This window comes from Chryseobacterium sp. W4I1 (genome assembly GCF_030816115.1).
In the GTDB taxonomy this organism is placed as follows: Bacteria; Bacteroidota; Bacteroidia; order Flavobacteriales; family Weeksellaceae; genus Chryseobacterium.
In genome coordinates this window covers 3,934,483-3,949,680 of the sequence record NZ_JAUSXQ010000001.1, presented here as the reverse complement: position 1 = coordinate 3,949,680, position 15,198 = coordinate 3,934,483, and the positions used below count along the sequence as shown (strand labels likewise).

16 protein-coding genes and 2 tRNA genes are annotated in these 15,198 nt (G+C 37.4%); 8 read left to right on the top strand and 10 right to left on the bottom strand.

Annotation, left to right across the window (positions count from 1 at the left end; genetic code table 11):
* Positions 1 to 14: 14 nt before the first annotated feature.
* The gene (bcp, locus tag QF044_RS18400) at positions 15 to 461 is read left to right on the top strand and encodes a thioredoxin-dependent thiol peroxidase (RefSeq protein WP_307270407.1); all 447 of its coding nucleotides are present in this window, start codon (positions 15 to 17) and stop codon (positions 459 to 461) included.
* A 125-nt stretch (positions 462 to 586) separates the two neighbouring features.
* Here the strand turns inward: bcp and QF044_RS18395 are convergent, their stop codons facing one another.
* From QF044_RS18395 to QF044_RS18375, 5 genes are read right to left on the bottom strand one after another with little or no spacing between them, the layout of a single operon-like run.
* On the bottom strand, positions 587 to 1,120 hold the full coding sequence (locus tag QF044_RS18395) for a GNAT family N-acetyltransferase (protein ID WP_307270405.1): 534 nt from the start codon (positions 1,118 to 1,120) through the stop codon (positions 587 to 589).
* The gene (locus QF044_RS18390) at positions 1,089 to 1,751 is read right to left on the bottom strand and encodes a hypothetical protein (RefSeq protein ID WP_307270403.1); all 663 of its coding nucleotides are present in this window, start codon (positions 1,749 to 1,751) and stop codon (positions 1,089 to 1,091) included. The genes QF044_RS18395 and QF044_RS18390 overlap by 32 nt, the downstream gene beginning before the upstream one ends.
* Positions 1,752 to 1,781: 30 nt before the next feature.
* On the bottom strand, positions 1,782 to 2,864 hold the full coding sequence (locus QF044_RS18385) for a mannose-1-phosphate guanylyltransferase (protein ID WP_307270401.1): 1,083 nt from the start codon (positions 2,862 to 2,864) through the stop codon (positions 1,782 to 1,784).
* A complete protein-coding gene (locus tag QF044_RS18380; RefSeq protein ID WP_307270398.1) occupies positions 2,858 to 3,457 on the bottom strand; it encodes a SprT-like domain-containing protein in 600 nt (199 codons plus the stop codon). The genes QF044_RS18385 and QF044_RS18380 overlap by 7 nt, the downstream gene beginning before the upstream one ends.
* A gap of 1 nt (position 3,458) precedes the next feature.
* Positions 3,459 to 4,805 (bottom strand): TolC family protein, encoded by a 1,347-nt coding sequence (locus QF044_RS18375; protein WP_307270396.1) that lies wholly within the window; start codon positions 4,803 to 4,805, stop codon positions 3,459 to 3,461.
* A 98-nt stretch (positions 4,806 to 4,903) separates the two neighbouring features.
* Here QF044_RS18375 and QF044_RS18370 point away from each other — a divergent pair, with 98 nt between their 5' ends.
* The 5 genes from QF044_RS18370 (at position 4,904) to QF044_RS18350 (ending at position 7,581) form a co-directional block, all read left to right on the top strand.
* Positions 4,904 to 6,148: a folylpolyglutamate synthase/dihydrofolate synthase family protein gene (locus QF044_RS18370; protein ID WP_307270395.1), complete on the top strand. Its 1,245-nt coding sequence runs from the start codon at positions 4,904 to 4,906 to the stop codon at positions 6,146 to 6,148.
* A gap of 42 nt (positions 6,149 to 6,190) precedes the next feature.
* Positions 6,191 to 6,265 (top strand) — tRNA-Val (locus tag QF044_RS18365).
* 34 nt (positions 6,266 to 6,299) lie between these two features.
* Positions 6,300 to 6,374: transfer RNA gene (locus tag QF044_RS18360), tRNA-Val, on the top strand.
* A gap of 84 nt (positions 6,375 to 6,458) precedes the next feature.
* A complete protein-coding gene (locus QF044_RS18355; protein WP_307270393.1) occupies positions 6,459 to 6,719 on the top strand; it encodes a hypothetical protein in 261 nt (86 codons plus the stop codon).
* Positions 6,720 to 6,738: 19 nt separating this feature from the next.
* Positions 6,739 to 7,581 carry a hypothetical protein gene (locus QF044_RS18350; protein WP_307270391.1) on the top strand — a complete coding sequence of 281 codons (843 nt, stop codon included), beginning with the start codon at positions 6,739 to 6,741 and terminating at the stop codon, positions 7,579 to 7,581.
* On the opposite strand, the gene QF044_RS18345 is transcribed toward QF044_RS18350, so the two are convergent.
* Genes QF044_RS18345 through QF044_RS18330 form a run of 4 tightly spaced genes read right to left on the bottom strand, consistent with a single transcriptional unit; the run spans position 7,571 to position 10,331 of the window.
* A complete protein-coding gene (locus QF044_RS18345) occupies positions 7,571 to 8,542 on the bottom strand; it encodes a glycosyltransferase family 9 protein (protein WP_307270389.1) in 972 nt (323 codons plus the stop codon). The genes QF044_RS18350 and QF044_RS18345 overlap by 11 nt on opposite strands.
* Before the next feature lie 3 nt (positions 8,543 to 8,545).
* The gene (locus QF044_RS18340) at positions 8,546 to 8,965 is read right to left on the bottom strand and encodes a SufE family protein (protein ID WP_307270386.1); all 420 of its coding nucleotides are present in this window, start codon (positions 8,963 to 8,965) and stop codon (positions 8,546 to 8,548) included.
* A gap of 47 nt (positions 8,966 to 9,012) precedes the next feature.
* Positions 9,013 to 10,107, bottom strand: coding sequence for a glycosyltransferase (locus tag QF044_RS18335; protein ID WP_307270384.1), 1,095 nt, complete (start codon positions 10,105 to 10,107; stop codon positions 9,013 to 9,015).
* Positions 10,104 to 10,331, bottom strand: a complete 228-nt coding sequence (locus tag QF044_RS18330; protein ID WP_307270380.1) for a uroporphyrinogen decarboxylase — start codon at positions 10,329 to 10,331, stop codon at positions 10,104 to 10,106. Before QF044_RS18330 ends, QF044_RS18335 begins: the two co-directional genes overlap by 4 nt.
* Before the next feature lie 152 nt (positions 10,332 to 10,483).
* Here QF044_RS18330 and QF044_RS18325 point away from each other — a divergent pair, with 152 nt between their 5' ends.
* Complete coding sequence (locus QF044_RS18325; RefSeq protein WP_307270378.1) at positions 10,484 to 13,018, top strand: ATP-dependent Clp protease ATP-binding subunit; 2,535 nt, start codon at positions 10,484 to 10,486, stop codon at positions 13,016 to 13,018.
* Between the two features lie 264 nt (positions 13,019 to 13,282).
* On the opposite strand, the gene QF044_RS18320 is transcribed toward QF044_RS18325, so the two are convergent.
* On the bottom strand, positions 13,283 to 13,810 hold the full coding sequence (locus QF044_RS18320) for a hypothetical protein (RefSeq protein ID WP_307270376.1): 528 nt from the start codon (positions 13,808 to 13,810) through the stop codon (positions 13,283 to 13,285).
* Between the two features lie 117 nt (positions 13,811 to 13,927).
* Here QF044_RS18320 and mnmA point away from each other — a divergent pair, with 117 nt between their 5' ends.
* Entirely contained in the window at positions 13,928 to 15,115 is a 1,188-nt protein-coding gene (gene mnmA / locus QF044_RS18315) for a tRNA 2-thiouridine(34) synthase MnmA (RefSeq protein ID WP_307270373.1), read from the top strand.
* Positions 15,116 to 15,198: the final 83 nt, after the last annotated feature.

Genomic DNA, 15,198 nt, shown 5'->3' with positions numbered 1-15,198 from the left:
AAAATTAATTCATTATGCTGAAAGTTGGAGATAAATTACCTGAATTTGAAGGAACAAATCAGGACGGGGAAATCATTACCTCATCAAAATTGATCGGGAAGAAATTGGTTATTTTCTTTTACCCGCAGGCCAATACACCTACCTGTACCGTGGAGGCATGCAACCTGAGCGATAATTATTCAAAGCTTAAGAAAGCTGGATTTCAGCTGCTGGGAGTAAGTGGAGACACTATAAAAAAGCAGAAAAATTTCCACAGCAAATTTGAATTCCCTTACGATCTTATTGCTGATGAAAGCCACAATATCATTGAAAAATTCGGTGTTTGGCAGGAGAAAAAGACTTTCGGAAAAACCTATATGGGAATTGTAAGAACAACGTTTATTTTTGATGAGAACGGAATTTGTTCAAGAGTGATAGAAAAAGTTACTTCAAAGACTGCTGCAGAGCAGATATTAGAGTAAGAGTAAGATCAATATATTTTTAACCTTAATAATTGTATTTTTACTATTGAAAGTCTTAATTATAAGATTATTAAGGTTAATTGAATTAGATTTTAACTAAAAGTAGAAATTAGAAGTTAAAACAGTTATTCTGTTTCATAATACATCAACTCCTCATCTTCGTTAGGAAGGGTAACATAGTTCTTAAACTTCAGGCCTAGTTTTTCAATCAGTTTCTGTGAGGAGAAATTATCTTTTGAAGTAATGGCAGAGATCTTTTTTAAACCGAAATCATCCATTCCGATAGATTTTACTTTCTGTGCTGCTTCATAAGCATATCCTTTACCTTCAAATTCTTCCAGCAGGGAAAATCCTATATCCACAACATCCAGTCCTTCCCTTTCAAAGATTCCTACGCCCCCTATTTTGTCTCCTTTATCTTTTGTAACAACTAAATAGTTACCATATCCCAATTTATCGAATTGCGGAAGAAACCTGTTCAGAATATAGTTTTCTGCATCGGAAAGTGTTTTTATACCCCGTTCGCCAATGTATCTGATGAATTTAGGCCTGTTATACAGCTCAAAAATAAACTCTTTGTCATCCACAGACATAGGCTGAAGGATCAGTCGTTCCGTTTCGTAGACCTTACTTCCGTTTGGGTGATTTTTTAGGCTCATCTTTTGGTTCTTCTTTTTTTTGAATTTTTAAAAGTCTCGGGTTATTGGCGCACTTTTTATTGTAAAGTTCAATATAAGTTCCATTATCTTTCACATTGGAAACGACTCCTGAAGACTTATTGACCGTCAGTGTATAATGCGTTTTCTGGTAAGGGCATTCTTTTGAAGTAAGCTTGCCGATATCCAAATAATAATTGGTGGAATCTTCATAATAATTGCCGGCAACATCTTTAAATTCTTCATCCACCATATATCCGTCAGTGGTAAGTATAATGGCTGCTTCTTCCGCATTATCAATTTTTCCGGTGAACTTTTTCAGAGCTTCCAGATCTGTTATATAATTTATCTTTCCGCCTGCAGAATAAGCAATATAATAAAAGCTGTCTTCCTCGGGAAATAAATTAAATCCGGAAAACTGCGGGGTATATTCTATTTTTCCGCCGGAAGTCTTAAGATCCTGGTTTTTCCCGTAACTGTTGTATACCAGCACCCAGGAATCAATCCTTTCATTGGGAATGATCTGCTGCAAAATATTCGGAATATTGGAAAAGTTTTTCTTGTTTTGGGAGTATCCAAAGAATCCCAAAAGTAGAAATATAAAAACTGTTGATCGGATGGCGTTTTTTTTCATAACTCAAAATCAGCAGAAAGATACCAATATTTACATGAATTTATCTCCTTTCTTGAAACTTTTCAGGTCAAGAACATAGTCTTTAATCAGCTGATCGTTGTCCCGAGGGCATATCAGCAGGGCTTTATCAGTGTCGACAATAATAAAATCTTTAAGGCCGTCTATAATGACAGCTTTGTTATTATTTTTCAGTCGGATAAGATTTCCATTGGAATTATAATTAAGAAAATGCTTTAGTTTTACAGCATTATCATTTTTATCTTTTTCAGTATTTTCATAGACGGATGTCCAGGTTCCTAAGTCACTCCATCCGAGATCGGAAGGAATTACATATACATTTTTTGCTTTTTCCAGAATCCCGTTATCAATAGAAATTTTCTGAACTTTAGGATAAATGGTTTCAATACAGCTGTTTTCCTTATCAGAATTATACTCACAAGCCATGAAATGCTGCATCATCTCAGGAAGATAAAGTTCAAAAGCGTGATGGATACTTTTTACATTCCAAATAAAAATCCCTGCATTCCACAGGAAGTCCCCGCTTTCCAAAAAGCTCTGGGCAATTTCAAGAATAGGCTTTTCTGTAAAGGTTTTTACTTTAAAATAATCCGATCCTTTCTTTTCTACAAACTGAATATATCCGTAGCCCGTATCAGGTCTTGTAGGCGTAATTCCGAGAGTTACCAGATAGTCCTGTTTTGCTGCAAGATCAAAAGCCAGTTCTACTTTCTCCAGAAATACATCTTCCTTTAAAATCAGATGATCTGCCGGAAGTACAATCATCGTTGCATCCGGATTAATTTCTGCAATCTTGTTGGCCATATACAGATTGCAGGCAGCTGTATTTTTCATCAGAGGCTCGCCGACAATATTTTCTTCAGGAATTTCCGGAAGCTGCTGGTGGGAAAGCGCAACATATTCTTTATTCGTGATTACGAATATCTGTTCTTTAGGAATGATACGGCTGATTCTGTCATAAGTCTGCTGAATCATGGTACGCCCTGTTCCTAAAATATCCTGAAACTGTTTTGGAAATTTTTGTGTACTCATTGGCCAGAACCGGCTCCCGATTCCGCCCGCCATGATGACACAGTATCTATCTGATTTTAACATTCTTGCCTACATTTTTCAACCCTAGCCAAAGGCTTGAAAGAATACTTTCTTCCTGTAGCCAGATTCTTACAAAGATAGTTTTTTTTAATCAGTCCTTCTAATAAATACTTTTCGTTTCGATATATAAAAAATTCTCCTTTTTCAAGCTCTTCAATGAAATATAGGCTATCATCCTGTTTTTCAGTATGAAAATATCTTACAAGATCCGGACTTGCCATGAAATTGGCTTTTGGCGATTTCGAAAACCGAATGATGATGGGCCTCAGATCCTCATCATACACCTCAAGACTTTCAAGAAGCATATTCCTGAACGTCTCCTTCCACTCATTCCCGTGCGGTGATATTCTTCGTCCATATTTTTCAAAAGCAATAAGATGAGCCAGCTCATGCGTAAGCACAAAGAAAAAAAGCGGAGGCGTCAGGGTTGAATTGACGGTAATTTCGTGGGAGTGATCAGGCAGTTTTCTGTAATCTCCCAGCTTAGAATTTCTACCGCGTGTGACTTTTATATGAATAAAGTGATCCGCAAACCAGATTCTTAGGTATTTATGGGTATTTTGAGGTAAATATTTTTCTAATGACTTGATAGACATCCTACAAAGTTAATGGAATTCCCGAATAGAAGTTCAGCAGTTTAAGGCTAAAAAGATAATTATATTTTGCCTGAGCTACTGAACCCTGAGCATTGGCGTAATTATTTCTTGCTACATTGACGTCATAAATGGTGCTTCTTCCTGCCGCATAGCTCTTATCAGCAAAATCCAGGGCCAGCTTTGTACTTTTTTCTGTTTCTGCCGCAGAAAGAAAGGTTTCATAATTGGCATCTACATCAAACTGCGCCTTCTGTACATTCTGTCTTACGGTCTGTTTCTGCTGCTCAAGAGTAATCTTAGCTACACTTTCATTGATTTTAGCCTGCTCTACCTGCAGCTTGGTAATTCCCTTATTGAAAATAGGAACATTAAGTGAAATACTGGCCTGCTGTCCAAAATTATCTTTATACTGACCGAATAAATTTCTTTCCATTACAAGATTACCTGCCTCATCCACTCCCGTTATGTTTGTAGTTAGAAGATTATTATAAAAACTTCCTATTCCCACACTTCCCGTAAGTGTAGGCCAAAAAGCAGTCTTGCTCACTTCTGTTTGCGCTATTGCAGAATTAATCCTGCTTTCTGCCGCTTTTACCTGAGGCTGATTTTCAAAAGCTGTAGTAAGAACTTCGTCCACCGATTTTAACTGGGGTTCCAATTGATCCGGCACTTCTACATATTCAATATCAAAATCCTTATAGTCAGGAAGCTGTAAGAGCTGTGCCATGGCAAAAAGACTTCTGCCAACATTAATTTCAGCTGTTTTCTTATTTTGCTTCTCTCTCGCCAATGCTGCTTCTGCTTCCGCCAGAATAGTTTGAGCGGTAGTTCCGACCTGCGTTGTTATTTTTGCCCTGTCGTATTGTTTTTGTGCATTTTCAACGGCACTTTCCGATATTTTTACAATTTCTTTATTCAGCAGTGTTGTAAGATATTGCTGTGCAATCTGCAGGGAAATATCATTTTTAATCGTTTCTACATCATATTGGCTGGCTTCTACATCAAACTGAGTTTTCCTGATCGTTTTCTCCAGTCTTCCGTTATTATACAGTAAAATATCTGCTCCTAAATTAGCACTGTTACTGAATCGGTCATTCCTTAAACTTCCTGTTCCAAATGAAGTCTGCCCAAAACTTACACTGTTAGACATGCTTCCGGACACCGAAGGCAGATACTGATTTCTTGCTATTTGAAGATTAGAATCCTGGATCTGTTTAGAATATTGATTTTGGATAACCTGAAGATTATGTTCCACGGCATAGTCTACACATTCTCTTAAGGACCATTTCTTCTGAGCGCTTAGCCCCAGACAGCTTAATCCAAAAACGATAATCCAACCTTTTTTCATATTAATAATTTTCCATATTAGACGAGCCAAATATAAAAAAGTTACAGTTTAAAAAAATTATTGTTTCATTTTAATAAAACTTTTGAGAATTTTGTAACATGACAATCGAACAATACCAAGAAGCGGTAGACTGGCTTTTCATTCAGGCTCCGAATTATCAGACAGACGGACAAAAGGCTTACAAACCTGGATTAGAAAACATTACAAGGCTATGCACCTTCTTTGGAAACCCTCAGGAGAAGATAAGATGCATCCATATCGGAGGCACAAACGGTAAAGGATCTTCAAGCAATATGCTGGCATCAGTTCTTCAAGAAGAAGGCTATAAAGTTGGTCTGTATAATTCTCCTCATCTTATAGATTTTACGGAACGCATCAAAGTCAACGGAAAAAACTGCGATAAAAAATTTGTCTTTGAGTTTATTCAAAAACTGAAAACCCTCCCTGAAGACATACTTCCCTCCTTTTTTGAATTTACAACCATCATGGCTTTTGAATATTTTTATCAGCAGGGAGTAGATTTTGCCGTTATTGAAGTGGGTCTTGGGGGAAGACTGGATTCAACCAATATCATTACACCTTTGATTTCTACAATCACCAATGTACAGCTGGATCATCAGAATATCTTAGGAGACACAATTGAGGAAATTGCAGCAGAAAAAGCAGGAATTATCAAGTATCACATTCCAATTATTTCCGGAGATGACAATGATACCGTAAAAAATATTATCCGGCAGAAGGCCAACCAGGAAAATGCACCATTTATAGACGCCACTGCAATAAAGTCTGACCTTACTTCAGATCTTAAAGGAAATTATCAGCAGAAAAACATCCGTGTTGTTGTGGCTATGATTGAAGAGCTGAAGAAAATAAGCATCCATGTTTCTGCAGAAAATATAGAAAAAGGACTGCTCCACGTGCATCAAAACACCGGATTTATCGGACGCTGGTTTGAGTTTTCAAAAGATCCGCTTACCATTTGTGATACCGGACACAATCAAGCAGGTCTTGAGTATGTATTTTCACAATTGAATTCTATTAATCGTCACAAACATGTTATTCTGGGTTTTGTGAATGATAAAAATATCGATGAAGTAATGGCTCTTCTTCCCGAAAATTCAGAATTTTATTTTGCGAAACCGTCTATTAACAGGGGAAGACATCCGGAAGATTATGAAAATCTGCTTCAGGAAGCAAAAATTTCTTATAAAATTTTCGACTCAGTACAGGAAGCATATCTTTCTGCAAAAGAGCGATGTACAAATGAAGAAATGATTTTTATAGGAGGCAGTAACTTTGTAGTTGGAGAATTTTTAGAAAAAAATTTGGAGATTTCTGAATAAGTCGTATATTTGCACCACTCTAAACGAGGAAACAAGTTATAGGGGCTCTTAGCTCAGTTGGTTCAGAGCATCTGGTTTACACCCAGAGGGTCGGGGGTTCGAATCCCTCAGGGCCCACACAAAGGATACTGAAGCCTTTCAAAAAATTTCAGGGCTCTTAGCTCAGTTGGTTCAGAGCATCTGGTTTACACCCAGAGGGTCGGGGGTTCGAATCCCTCAGGGCCCACAAAATCTCTCAGGAAACTGGGAGATTTTTTTGTTTAAAAAATTCAGGATATTCTTACCTTTACAGCTTAAACACTCTGTTTTTTTGAAAGAACTTCACTTTATATCATTCAATTATCCTTATCCTCCCTCCTACGGTGGTATTATTGATGTTTATTATAAGATTAAAGCATTATCTGATCTGGGTATAAAGATCCACCTTCACTGCTTTGTAAATAATATTCCTGAAAGTCTTGATGCAGAGATTAAAAACATTACAGAGAATGTTTTCTTTTACAGAAAAAAGAAAAATCCTTTCTCTTATTTTTCTACTGTTCCTTTTGCTGCTGCGATGAGAAATTTCTAACAGCCTTTTTGAGAATCTAATGGAGATCAAAGCTCCCGTGTTATTTGAAGGACTTCAGACCACTCAAATCATCAGTCAGCTAAAAAATAAAGGGTTCAAGCTCTATCTGCGCCATCACAATAACGAAACAGAATATTATAAAGGGCTTTCTTCATCGGAAAAAAACATCTTTAAAAAGATCATTTACAAGATTGAGTCTTTAAAGTATTCAGGCTACCAAAAAAAAGTTTTAAAAGAATTTGAAACCGTTTTCTGTCTCTCTGAAAAAGAATATAACGAAGTTAATTCATATTCCAAAAATGCAGAGTTAATCCACATTTTCCATGGCAACAGGTTTGTGAAAATCTTGGGCAAAAAAGGAAATTATTTCTTTTTCCATGGAGATCTGAGTATATCGGACAACAAAAAGGCACTGGATGAAACGATTAATCTTTTTAAAAATCTGCCACAATATCAACTTGTTGTAGCTTCTGACCGGGCTGATAATGACATCAAGAAAAAGATCAGCAATATTGTGAACATTGATCTGGTGCCCATCGAAACAACTGAAAATCTTCACTGTCTTTTTGAAAATGCTCATGCTAATATTCTTCTCTCCTACCAAAATTCCGGCACGAAGGTTAAACTGTTTAATGCATTATACAATAGCCGGTTTGTGATCATTAATCAGAATATCACAGACGATCATGCTTTAATGGATTTATGCCTTTTCGGATCTGATATGAATGAGATCCGAAAACTAATTATTGAGACAGAAAAAAAAGACTATAATGGAAATGAGTACAGAAGTGAAGTCCTTGAGAAGAACTACTCTGATGATGCTAAGGCTAAAAAAATGGCTAAAATTATTTTTAAAGATTAACTGCCTTTACGATTTTCTGAATATTAAGTTCCTCAAGACAGGCCCAGTCTCCCCGGTAGCACTCTTTGTCCCCAAAAACAGAACAAGGTCTACAGGTAAGGTCTGTCATCTGAACCACATCGTCTTCGCTCTGTCCGAAGCCTAAAAACCCCGCATAAGGATGTGTTGCTCCCCATATCGAGACACATCTTGTTCCCATAAGGCTGGCAAGGTGCATATTGGCAGAATCCATTGAGATCATCAATTCAAGTTCAGAGATTTTTTGAAGTTCTTCTGAAAGGCTAAGTTTTCCTGAAAGGCTTTTGGTATTTGGGATTTCAGTTTCCCATTTTTCAAGGGTTTCGGTTTCTTTTTTCCCACCTCCAAAGAAATATATCGTATGTTTTTGAGCCAGGATTCTGGCCAGTTCAAACGATTTTTCCAGAGGAAGCATTTTTCCTTTATGCTGGGCGAAAGGCGCAAAGCCTATTCCTGATTTCTGTCCCGGTGTTGGTCTAAGCTTATTGGAAAGCTCAACTTTGAAACCCATTTGGCGGAAAACATCTGCATAACGTTCAACTGTTCTTTTTAGCTGAACCTTATTTAAATTCCAAACATCTGTAAGTTCTTCTTTTTCCTCTTTGCCTTTGTTTATTTTAAATACTTTTAAACCTTTTCTTCTGTAAATCTTATCCAGAACTTTGGTTCTGATCACATCATGAAGATTGGCTATAAAATCAGGGTTAAATTCTTTTACAAGTTCATTTGCCAGTCTGTTCAGACCAAAGAACCCTTTATAATCATCAAGATTAATTCCTTTAAAGGTCACATTCGGAATATCCGTAAACAGGCTTTCAAAATTCTTTCTGGAAACCATAACAATTTCCACATCCGGATTCTGCTCCAGAAACTCCCTGAAAACGGGCGCTGTCATCGCGACATCACCAAAAGCGGAAAAACGATATGCTAAAATTCTGGTCACAGGCTATGATTTCAGCTGATAAGCGACTGCGTAAAATTTGATCTGTTTGGTCATTGCCATTAATCCGTTCGCTCTGGATGGCGAAAGAAATTCCTGAAGTCCGATTTCCGAAATGAATTCAAAATCAGAATCTAAAATCTCCTGCGTTGAATGACCGCTATAAATACTGACCAACAGAGAAACAATTCCTTTTGGAAGGATCCCATCTGAATCGGCATCAAAAAAGAGTTTCCCATCTTTGAATTCAGCATCAATCCATACCTTACTCTGGCAGCCTTTGATCAGGTTATCATCTGTTTTCTTATCTTCCGAAAGCCCCTTCAGCTCTTTTCCAAGATCAATAATATATTCATATTTCTGCTCCCAGTCATCAAGAAACGCAAATTCGTCAATTATCTCTTGCTGTTTTTCTTTAATGGTCATCTTTTTAACAAATTTTTAGCAAAGATAACCATTTTTATAAAGATAATTTATTTTGATGCGTTTTCAAAAACTTCCAGTAGTTTTATTTCTTCATTTTCCCAGCACAGGCTATCTGATGCTTTATCCAGTTCCGGAAGATAGTTTTTCCTTCCTTTATGGAGAACTTTTTTCACTGCTGCTGCAATATTTTCCGGTGTATGATCTTTAATAATTTCTCCTACATCAAACCGGCTTTTAATATTCTGCATTTCAGGAAGATTGGCGAGCACCAGCGGTACTCTTGACTGAATACAGTCTAAAACCTTATTCGGAAGTGAGTAAAGGTAGCTTTCTCCCCCATTCTCTTCGATACTCATTCCAACATCGGCAGTTACTGTTATATTTCTAAGATTTTCCGGCTTTAATTTACCCAAAAACTGAACTTTGTCCTGAAGTTTTTCTTTAAGCACCAAATCCTCGTACTCTTTTTTTCTCGGTCCATCGCCGGCTATTTTGAATACTACCCCATCAAGATGATGCATCGCAAGAATTGCTTTATCAATTCCCCGAAAAGGATTAATTGCTCCCTGATATAAAAATACTTTAGGATCATTATTTGGAATTTCCATTGTAAAATCTAGCTTTTTGGGAGCATTCTGAATCACAACAGGATCTGCACCATACTTTTTACGGAACCATTCTGCATAACTTCCGCTTGCTGTGATCATAAAGGTAAGCTTAGGAATGATCTCTTTTTCTAAATAACGCCATATTTTTTGTGACATTTTGCCCTGAATTGCAGGCATTTCTGAAAAAATTTCATGACTGTCAAAAACCAAAGGAATATTCAGCTTTTTCGCAAGAAGATAATTCGGAAGCAGGGCATCCAGATCATTAGCGTGAAGAATGGTATTTTGATCCGCCTTTTTCTTTAGCTGATGGTATAGTTTCCAATTGAATTCAAAATAAGCAGTTTTTAAACTTGCAGAAGACAAATGAATACGTGAAAACCGGTAAGGACGTTCCATCTGCTCTGCTCCCTTCCAATCGTTTCCGATTAGTTCAATCTGGTAGCCGTTTTCATGGAGAGTCCTGCATACCTTTTCGATACGCTGATCCGTATATAAATTACTGAAGGCAGAAGTAATTACCTTTTTTTTCATCCTTCCTTCTTTCCGGCCAGCAAATGATAAACCTGAATAAAACAGATAAGGCCATTCGGAATAATAACAGGCCAGAGCATTCCGTTGAAAATACCATAAATGACAAAGCAAATACAGCCGATCATATTTACAATTCTAATTTTTCTTACATCTTTCAGTATGAAACTCAGTACAATGAAAATTGATGCGGAATAACCGATATAAGTAGTAAGTTCGGGATTCATGGAGAATTTTTAAAGGATAACAAACTTAATCATTTTCAATAAGATAATAAAATTTTTTCTGCCATAAAGTCATTAATTGATTTTTGGTAAAATATTTGTAATTTAGATAATGAATAAATGGCACCGCTGCCATTATTCTAATGAGATATATTATGGATTATAAGTTTTCACAAGGTTTGAGCCAGGTGTTCAAACAAAGCAAGAGCGAAGCTAAAAGGCTGAAAAGTGAATTTCTTAATACAGAACACCTACTTTTAGGTATTATAAAGACGGAAAACTCTGCAAAAGAAATCCTACAAAACCTTAATGCGGATTTAACACAAATCAGAAGAAAAATTGAAACTTTAAATACAACAAGTCTAAATCCTATTTCTGAAGAGGTTACCAATATTTCTTTCACCAAGATGGCAGATCATGCAATCAAACGTGCAGAGCTGGAATGCCGGCAATATAAAAGCAATGAAATTAATACCGTTCATCTGCTTTTAGGTATTCTTTATAAATATGAGGATCCTACTTCAAATATTTTGGGTGCTTATGACATCGACTATGAAGGAGTTTCAAGGGAGTACCAGACCATGCTTAAAAATTCCGGGCAGGCACCACAGATGAGTGCTTATGACGATGATGATGAAAGAGAGGATTTTGAGCAGATGAGAAAGCCATCAGGAAATTTAGGATCTGCTAAAAGTAAAACGCCAACACTGGATAACTTTGGTAGAGATTTAACTTCTTTGGCAAGAGATGGAAAACTGGACCCTGTGATTGGCCGTGAAAAAGAAATTGAGCGAGTTTCTCAGATCTTATCACGAAGAAAAAAGAACAACCCTTTACTTATCGGTGAGCCTGGAGTTGGTAAATCTGCAATTGCAGAAGGTCTGGCTTTAAGAATTCAGCAGAAGAAAGTGTCAAGAGTTCTTTACGGAAAACGTGTCATTACTTTGGATCTTGCAAGTTTAGTTGCGGGAACGAAATACCGTGGACAGTTTGAAGAAAGAATGAAGGCGATCATGACCGAGCTGGAAAAGAACCGTGATGTAATCTTATTCATTGATGAGCTTCACACCATTGTTGGTGCAGGAAGTTCTACAGGAAGCTTAGATGCATCCAATATGTTCAAACCCGCTTTGGCAAGGGGCGAAATTCAATGCATCGGGGCAACTACTCTTGATGAGTACCGTCAGTACATTGAAAAAGACGGCGCTTTGGAAAGAAGATTCCAGAAAGTGATGGTAGAGCCTACCAATATTGAAGAAACCATTCAGATCCTGAATCAGATTAAAGATAAATATGAGGAGCACCATAATGTAGTGTATACTCCTGAGGCGATTCTGGCGTGTGTCAATTTGACATCAAGATATATTACAGACCGTTTCTTACCGGACAAAGCGATTGATGCTATGGATGAAGCAGGTTCACGTGTTTATATTAAAAACATGAAAGTTCCTACTGAGATTATTGATTTTGAAAAGAAAATCGAAGATATCAAAGAAATGAAGCAGAAAGCTGTAAAAGCCCAGGATTATCTTGAGGCAAGAAAGCTTAAGGACGAAGAGGAACGTCTTCAAATGGAGCTTAATTCTGCTCAGGAGAAGTGGGATAAGGATGTTAAGGAGAAAAAAGAAACTGTAACAGAGGAAAATGTAGCGGAAGTAGTTTCTATGATGAGCGGTGTTCCGGTAACAAAAGTTGGTAAGAATGAGCTTGATAAACTCGCTCAGATGGATGATAAACTGAACGGAAAAGTAATCGGTCAGGAGGATGCTGTGAAGAAAGTCGTTAAGGCTATTCAAAGAAACAGAGCAGGTCTTAAAGATCCAAACCGTCCGATCGGCACATTCATCTTCCTTGGGACAACCGGGGTTGGTAAAACCGAGCTGGCTAAAGTAATGGCACGAGAGCTTTTCGAATCTGATGAATCTCTGATCCGAATTGACATGAGTGAATACATGGAGAAATTTGCAGTTTCAAGATTAGTGGGAGCGCCTCCGGGATACGTAGGATATGAAGAAGGTGGTCAGCTAACAGAAGCTGTGAGAAGAAAACCTTATGCTGTGGTTCTTCTTGATGAGATTGAAAAAGCTCACCCTGATGTATTCAATATCCTGTTGCAAATTTTAGATGAAGGCCACGTTACAGATAGTTTAGGAAGAAAAATTGATTTTAGAAATACAATCATCATCCTTACTTCAAACATCGGAACAAGAGATCTTAAAGATTTCGGAGACGGTGTAGGATTCGGAACTTCAGCGAAAAAGACCAGTACAGACACAAGAGCGAGAAGCACGATTGAAAATGCCCTTAAGAAAGCATTTGCACCGGAATTCTTAAACAGAATTGATGACATTGTGATCTTCAACTCTCTTGTACAGGATGATATCAAGAAAATTATTGATATTGAACTAAGCAAACTTTACGGCAGACTTGAAAAATTAGGCTATAAAGTGGAATTAACTGATGAAGCAAAAGACTTTATCTCTGAAAAAGGATGGGATAAAGATTTTGGTGCAAGACCGTTAAAACGTGCTATCCAGAAATATATTGAAGACTTATTGGCAGAAATGCTGGTAAACAAGCAATTATCTGAAGGAGAAACAGTGATCCTGGATCTTAATGATACCAAAGACGCATTAATCGGAAAGGCGCCAAAAGCAAAAAAGACGACTGAAAAATCTTCTCAATCGTAAGCAAATAATATCATCATAATGAAAAGCACCGGAATGTTCCGGTGCTTTTTTGTTTTCTTAGGTTTTGGCCCAAGACCATCCCATTATATTTTTATTTTAACCACGGATTTCACAGATTGACACAGATGACTATGGTTAATGAACCGTATTTCTCGTTAATAATTTTAGTACCATACCATTGAAATAAAAATTCTCATAAGTAAAGCACAAAGATCTGTGTCAATCTATGAAATCTGTGGTTAGAAAATTCTGTCCCCAGAAAAATCACAGTCCTACCACAAAGCCAATATTCGGGACAAGGCCGCTTGAGAATATACTTGAATTTTCTTTCCAAAGTACATTATACATTAATCCCAACTGCATAAAAGAGTTTCCTCCTATCCTCTGCATATAGCCGCCTCCGAGATATAGAGCCGTTTCCTGCTCATTGGATTTATAATCATACAGTTTGTCTTTATAATTGATAAAATACTGCTGAAGGTTCGCGCCTACGTAAAATGATCTTGCAAAATAGTAATTGGCAAATGGTCCTACCCCAAACATGGTGGATTTGTAATAATCAGAAGTTTGCCAGGAAACACTTCCCACTACCCCTGCTTCAAGATCATCGGTTAGCCTATATCCAACTCTCGGGGAAGCCTGCAGATAAAAAGCACTGTTGCTGCCAAATCCAAGCCCGATCCCGCCACCAAAGGTCCAGCGATTAACTTCAGATGTAGGTGTTCCTGTTGTAATCTGGGAAGAAACAGATACTGAAATCATTAGCAGTAAAGGAATAATAAATTTTTTCATATTAATATCGTTTTTATCAATGTTTAAAATTATGGTTTTTTTACGAATTTATTTAGTTGTATTTTTGCCCCGTCAAACTAAGAACTCCCGTTAAGAGTTTCGTAAAATTGAAATAAAATGAAAGTAGTAGTAGGATTATCCGGAGGTGTAGATTCCAGTGTTACAGCATATCTTCTGCAGCAGCAGGGACACGAGGTAGTAGCCTTGTTTATGAGAAACTGGAATGATGCTTCGGTAACGCTGGAGGATGAATGTCCCTGGATTGAGGACAGCAATGATGCCCTGATGGTTGCCCAGAAGCTGGGAATTCCGTTTCAGGTGATTGATATGAGTGAGCTTTATAAGGAGCGCATCGTAGATTATATGTTTGATGAATATCAGAAAGGAAGAACTCCGAATCCTGATGTTCTCTGCAACAGAGAAGTAAAATTTGATGTTTTTATGAAGACCGCGATGTCTCTGGGTGCCGATAAAGTAGCCACAGGACATTATGCTCAGGTGAATTCAAGTTTTGATGAAAACGGAAAGGAGATTTTCCATCTTTTAGCAGGAAAAGACAATAATAAAGACCAGTCTTATTTTCTATGTCAGCTGAGCCAGGATCAACTGTCAAAAGCATTGTTTCCTATTGGAGAACTGACAAAACCTCAAGTAAGGGAGATTGCAAAAGAGATAGGATTAGTTACGGCCGATAAAAAAGATTCTCAGGGCTTATGTTTTATCGGAAAAGTAAGTCTTCCGCAGTTTTTACAGCAGCAATTGGTTCCTAAAGAGGGTGAAATTGTAGAAATTTTTAAAGATTCACCATTATTTTTTATGGAAAAACCTGAATTTTCTTCGAAAGAAGAAGAGCTGGAATTTTTATCCCGAAAAATCGATTATAAAAAATCTGACGGAAAGGTGATCGGAAAACATCAGGGCGCGCAGTTTTTCACGATCGGACAAAGCAAGGGCCTTGGTATAGGCGGCCATAAAGAGAGCTGTTTTATCATCTCCAGAGACATGGAAAACAATATTATTTTTGTGGGTGAAGGCCATAGTTCTCCGGGACTGCACAAAAAAGCACTGAAAATTGATAATTCAGAACTTCACTGGGTTCGCGAGGATATGAAGCTTGAAAATGGAGGATCTATGGAAGGGATGGCGAGATTCAGATACAGGCAGGCGCTGCAAAAAGCTGTTCTTTATCAGTTTGAAAATGCTGCCTATATTGAATTTGAAGAGCCGCAGTCCGCTATTGCTGAAGGTCAGTTTGCTGCGTGGTATCTGGATGAGGAGCTGATCGGAAGCGGAGTTATTTCATAAAGAAAAAAAATAATCAAATCAGCTAAGCTGATATCTATAAATCCCGAAGCATATTTGTTTCGGGTTTCTTTTTGTATCATTCA

Bases quoted from the DNA above. Each gene is read 5' to 3' on its own strand.
- mnmA (WP_307270373.1), top strand. From the start codon at position 13,928: ATGAAAGTAGTAGTAGGATTATCCGGAGGTGTAGATTCCAGTGTTACA.
- QF044_RS18380 (WP_307270398.1), bottom strand. From the start codon at position 3,457: ATGTCTATCAAGTCATTAGAAAAATATTTACCTCAAAATACCCATAAA.
- QF044_RS18320 (WP_307270376.1), bottom strand. From the start codon at position 13,810: ATGAAAAAATTTATTATTCCTTTACTGCTAATGATTTCAGTATCTGTT.
- QF044_RS18385 (WP_307270401.1), bottom strand. From the start codon at position 2,864: ATGTTAAAATCAGATAGATACTGTGTCATCATGGCGGGCGGAATCGGG.
- QF044_RS18335 (WP_307270384.1), bottom strand. From the start codon at position 10,107: ATGAAAAAAAAGGTAATTACTTCTGCCTTCAGTAATTTATATACGGAT.
- bcp (WP_307270407.1), top strand. From the start codon at position 15: ATGCTGAAAGTTGGAGATAAATTACCTGAATTTGAAGGAACAAATCAG.
- QF044_RS18370 (WP_307270395.1), top strand. From the start codon at position 4,904: ATGACAATCGAACAATACCAAGAAGCGGTAGACTGGCTTTTCATTCAG.
- QF044_RS18375 (WP_307270396.1), bottom strand. From the start codon at position 4,805: ATGAAAAAAGGTTGGATTATCGTTTTTGGATTAAGCTGTCTGGGGCTA.
- QF044_RS18330 (WP_307270380.1), bottom strand. From the start codon at position 10,331: ATGAATCCCGAACTTACTACTTATATCGGTTATTCCGCATCAATTTTC.
- QF044_RS18350 (WP_307270391.1), top strand. From the start codon at position 6,739: ATGGAGATCAAAGCTCCCGTGTTATTTGAAGGACTTCAGACCACTCAA.
- QF044_RS18340 (WP_307270386.1), bottom strand. From the start codon at position 8,965: ATGACCATTAAAGAAAAACAGCAAGAGATAATTGACGAATTTGCGTTT.
- QF044_RS18390 (WP_307270403.1), bottom strand. From the start codon at position 1,751: ATGAAAAAAAACGCCATCCGATCAACAGTTTTTATATTTCTACTTTTG.
- QF044_RS18395 (WP_307270405.1), bottom strand. From the start codon at position 1,120: ATGAGCCTAAAAAATCACCCAAACGGAAGTAAGGTCTACGAAACGGAA.
- QF044_RS18325 (WP_307270378.1), top strand. From the start codon at position 10,484: ATGGATTATAAGTTTTCACAAGGTTTGAGCCAGGTGTTCAAACAAAGC.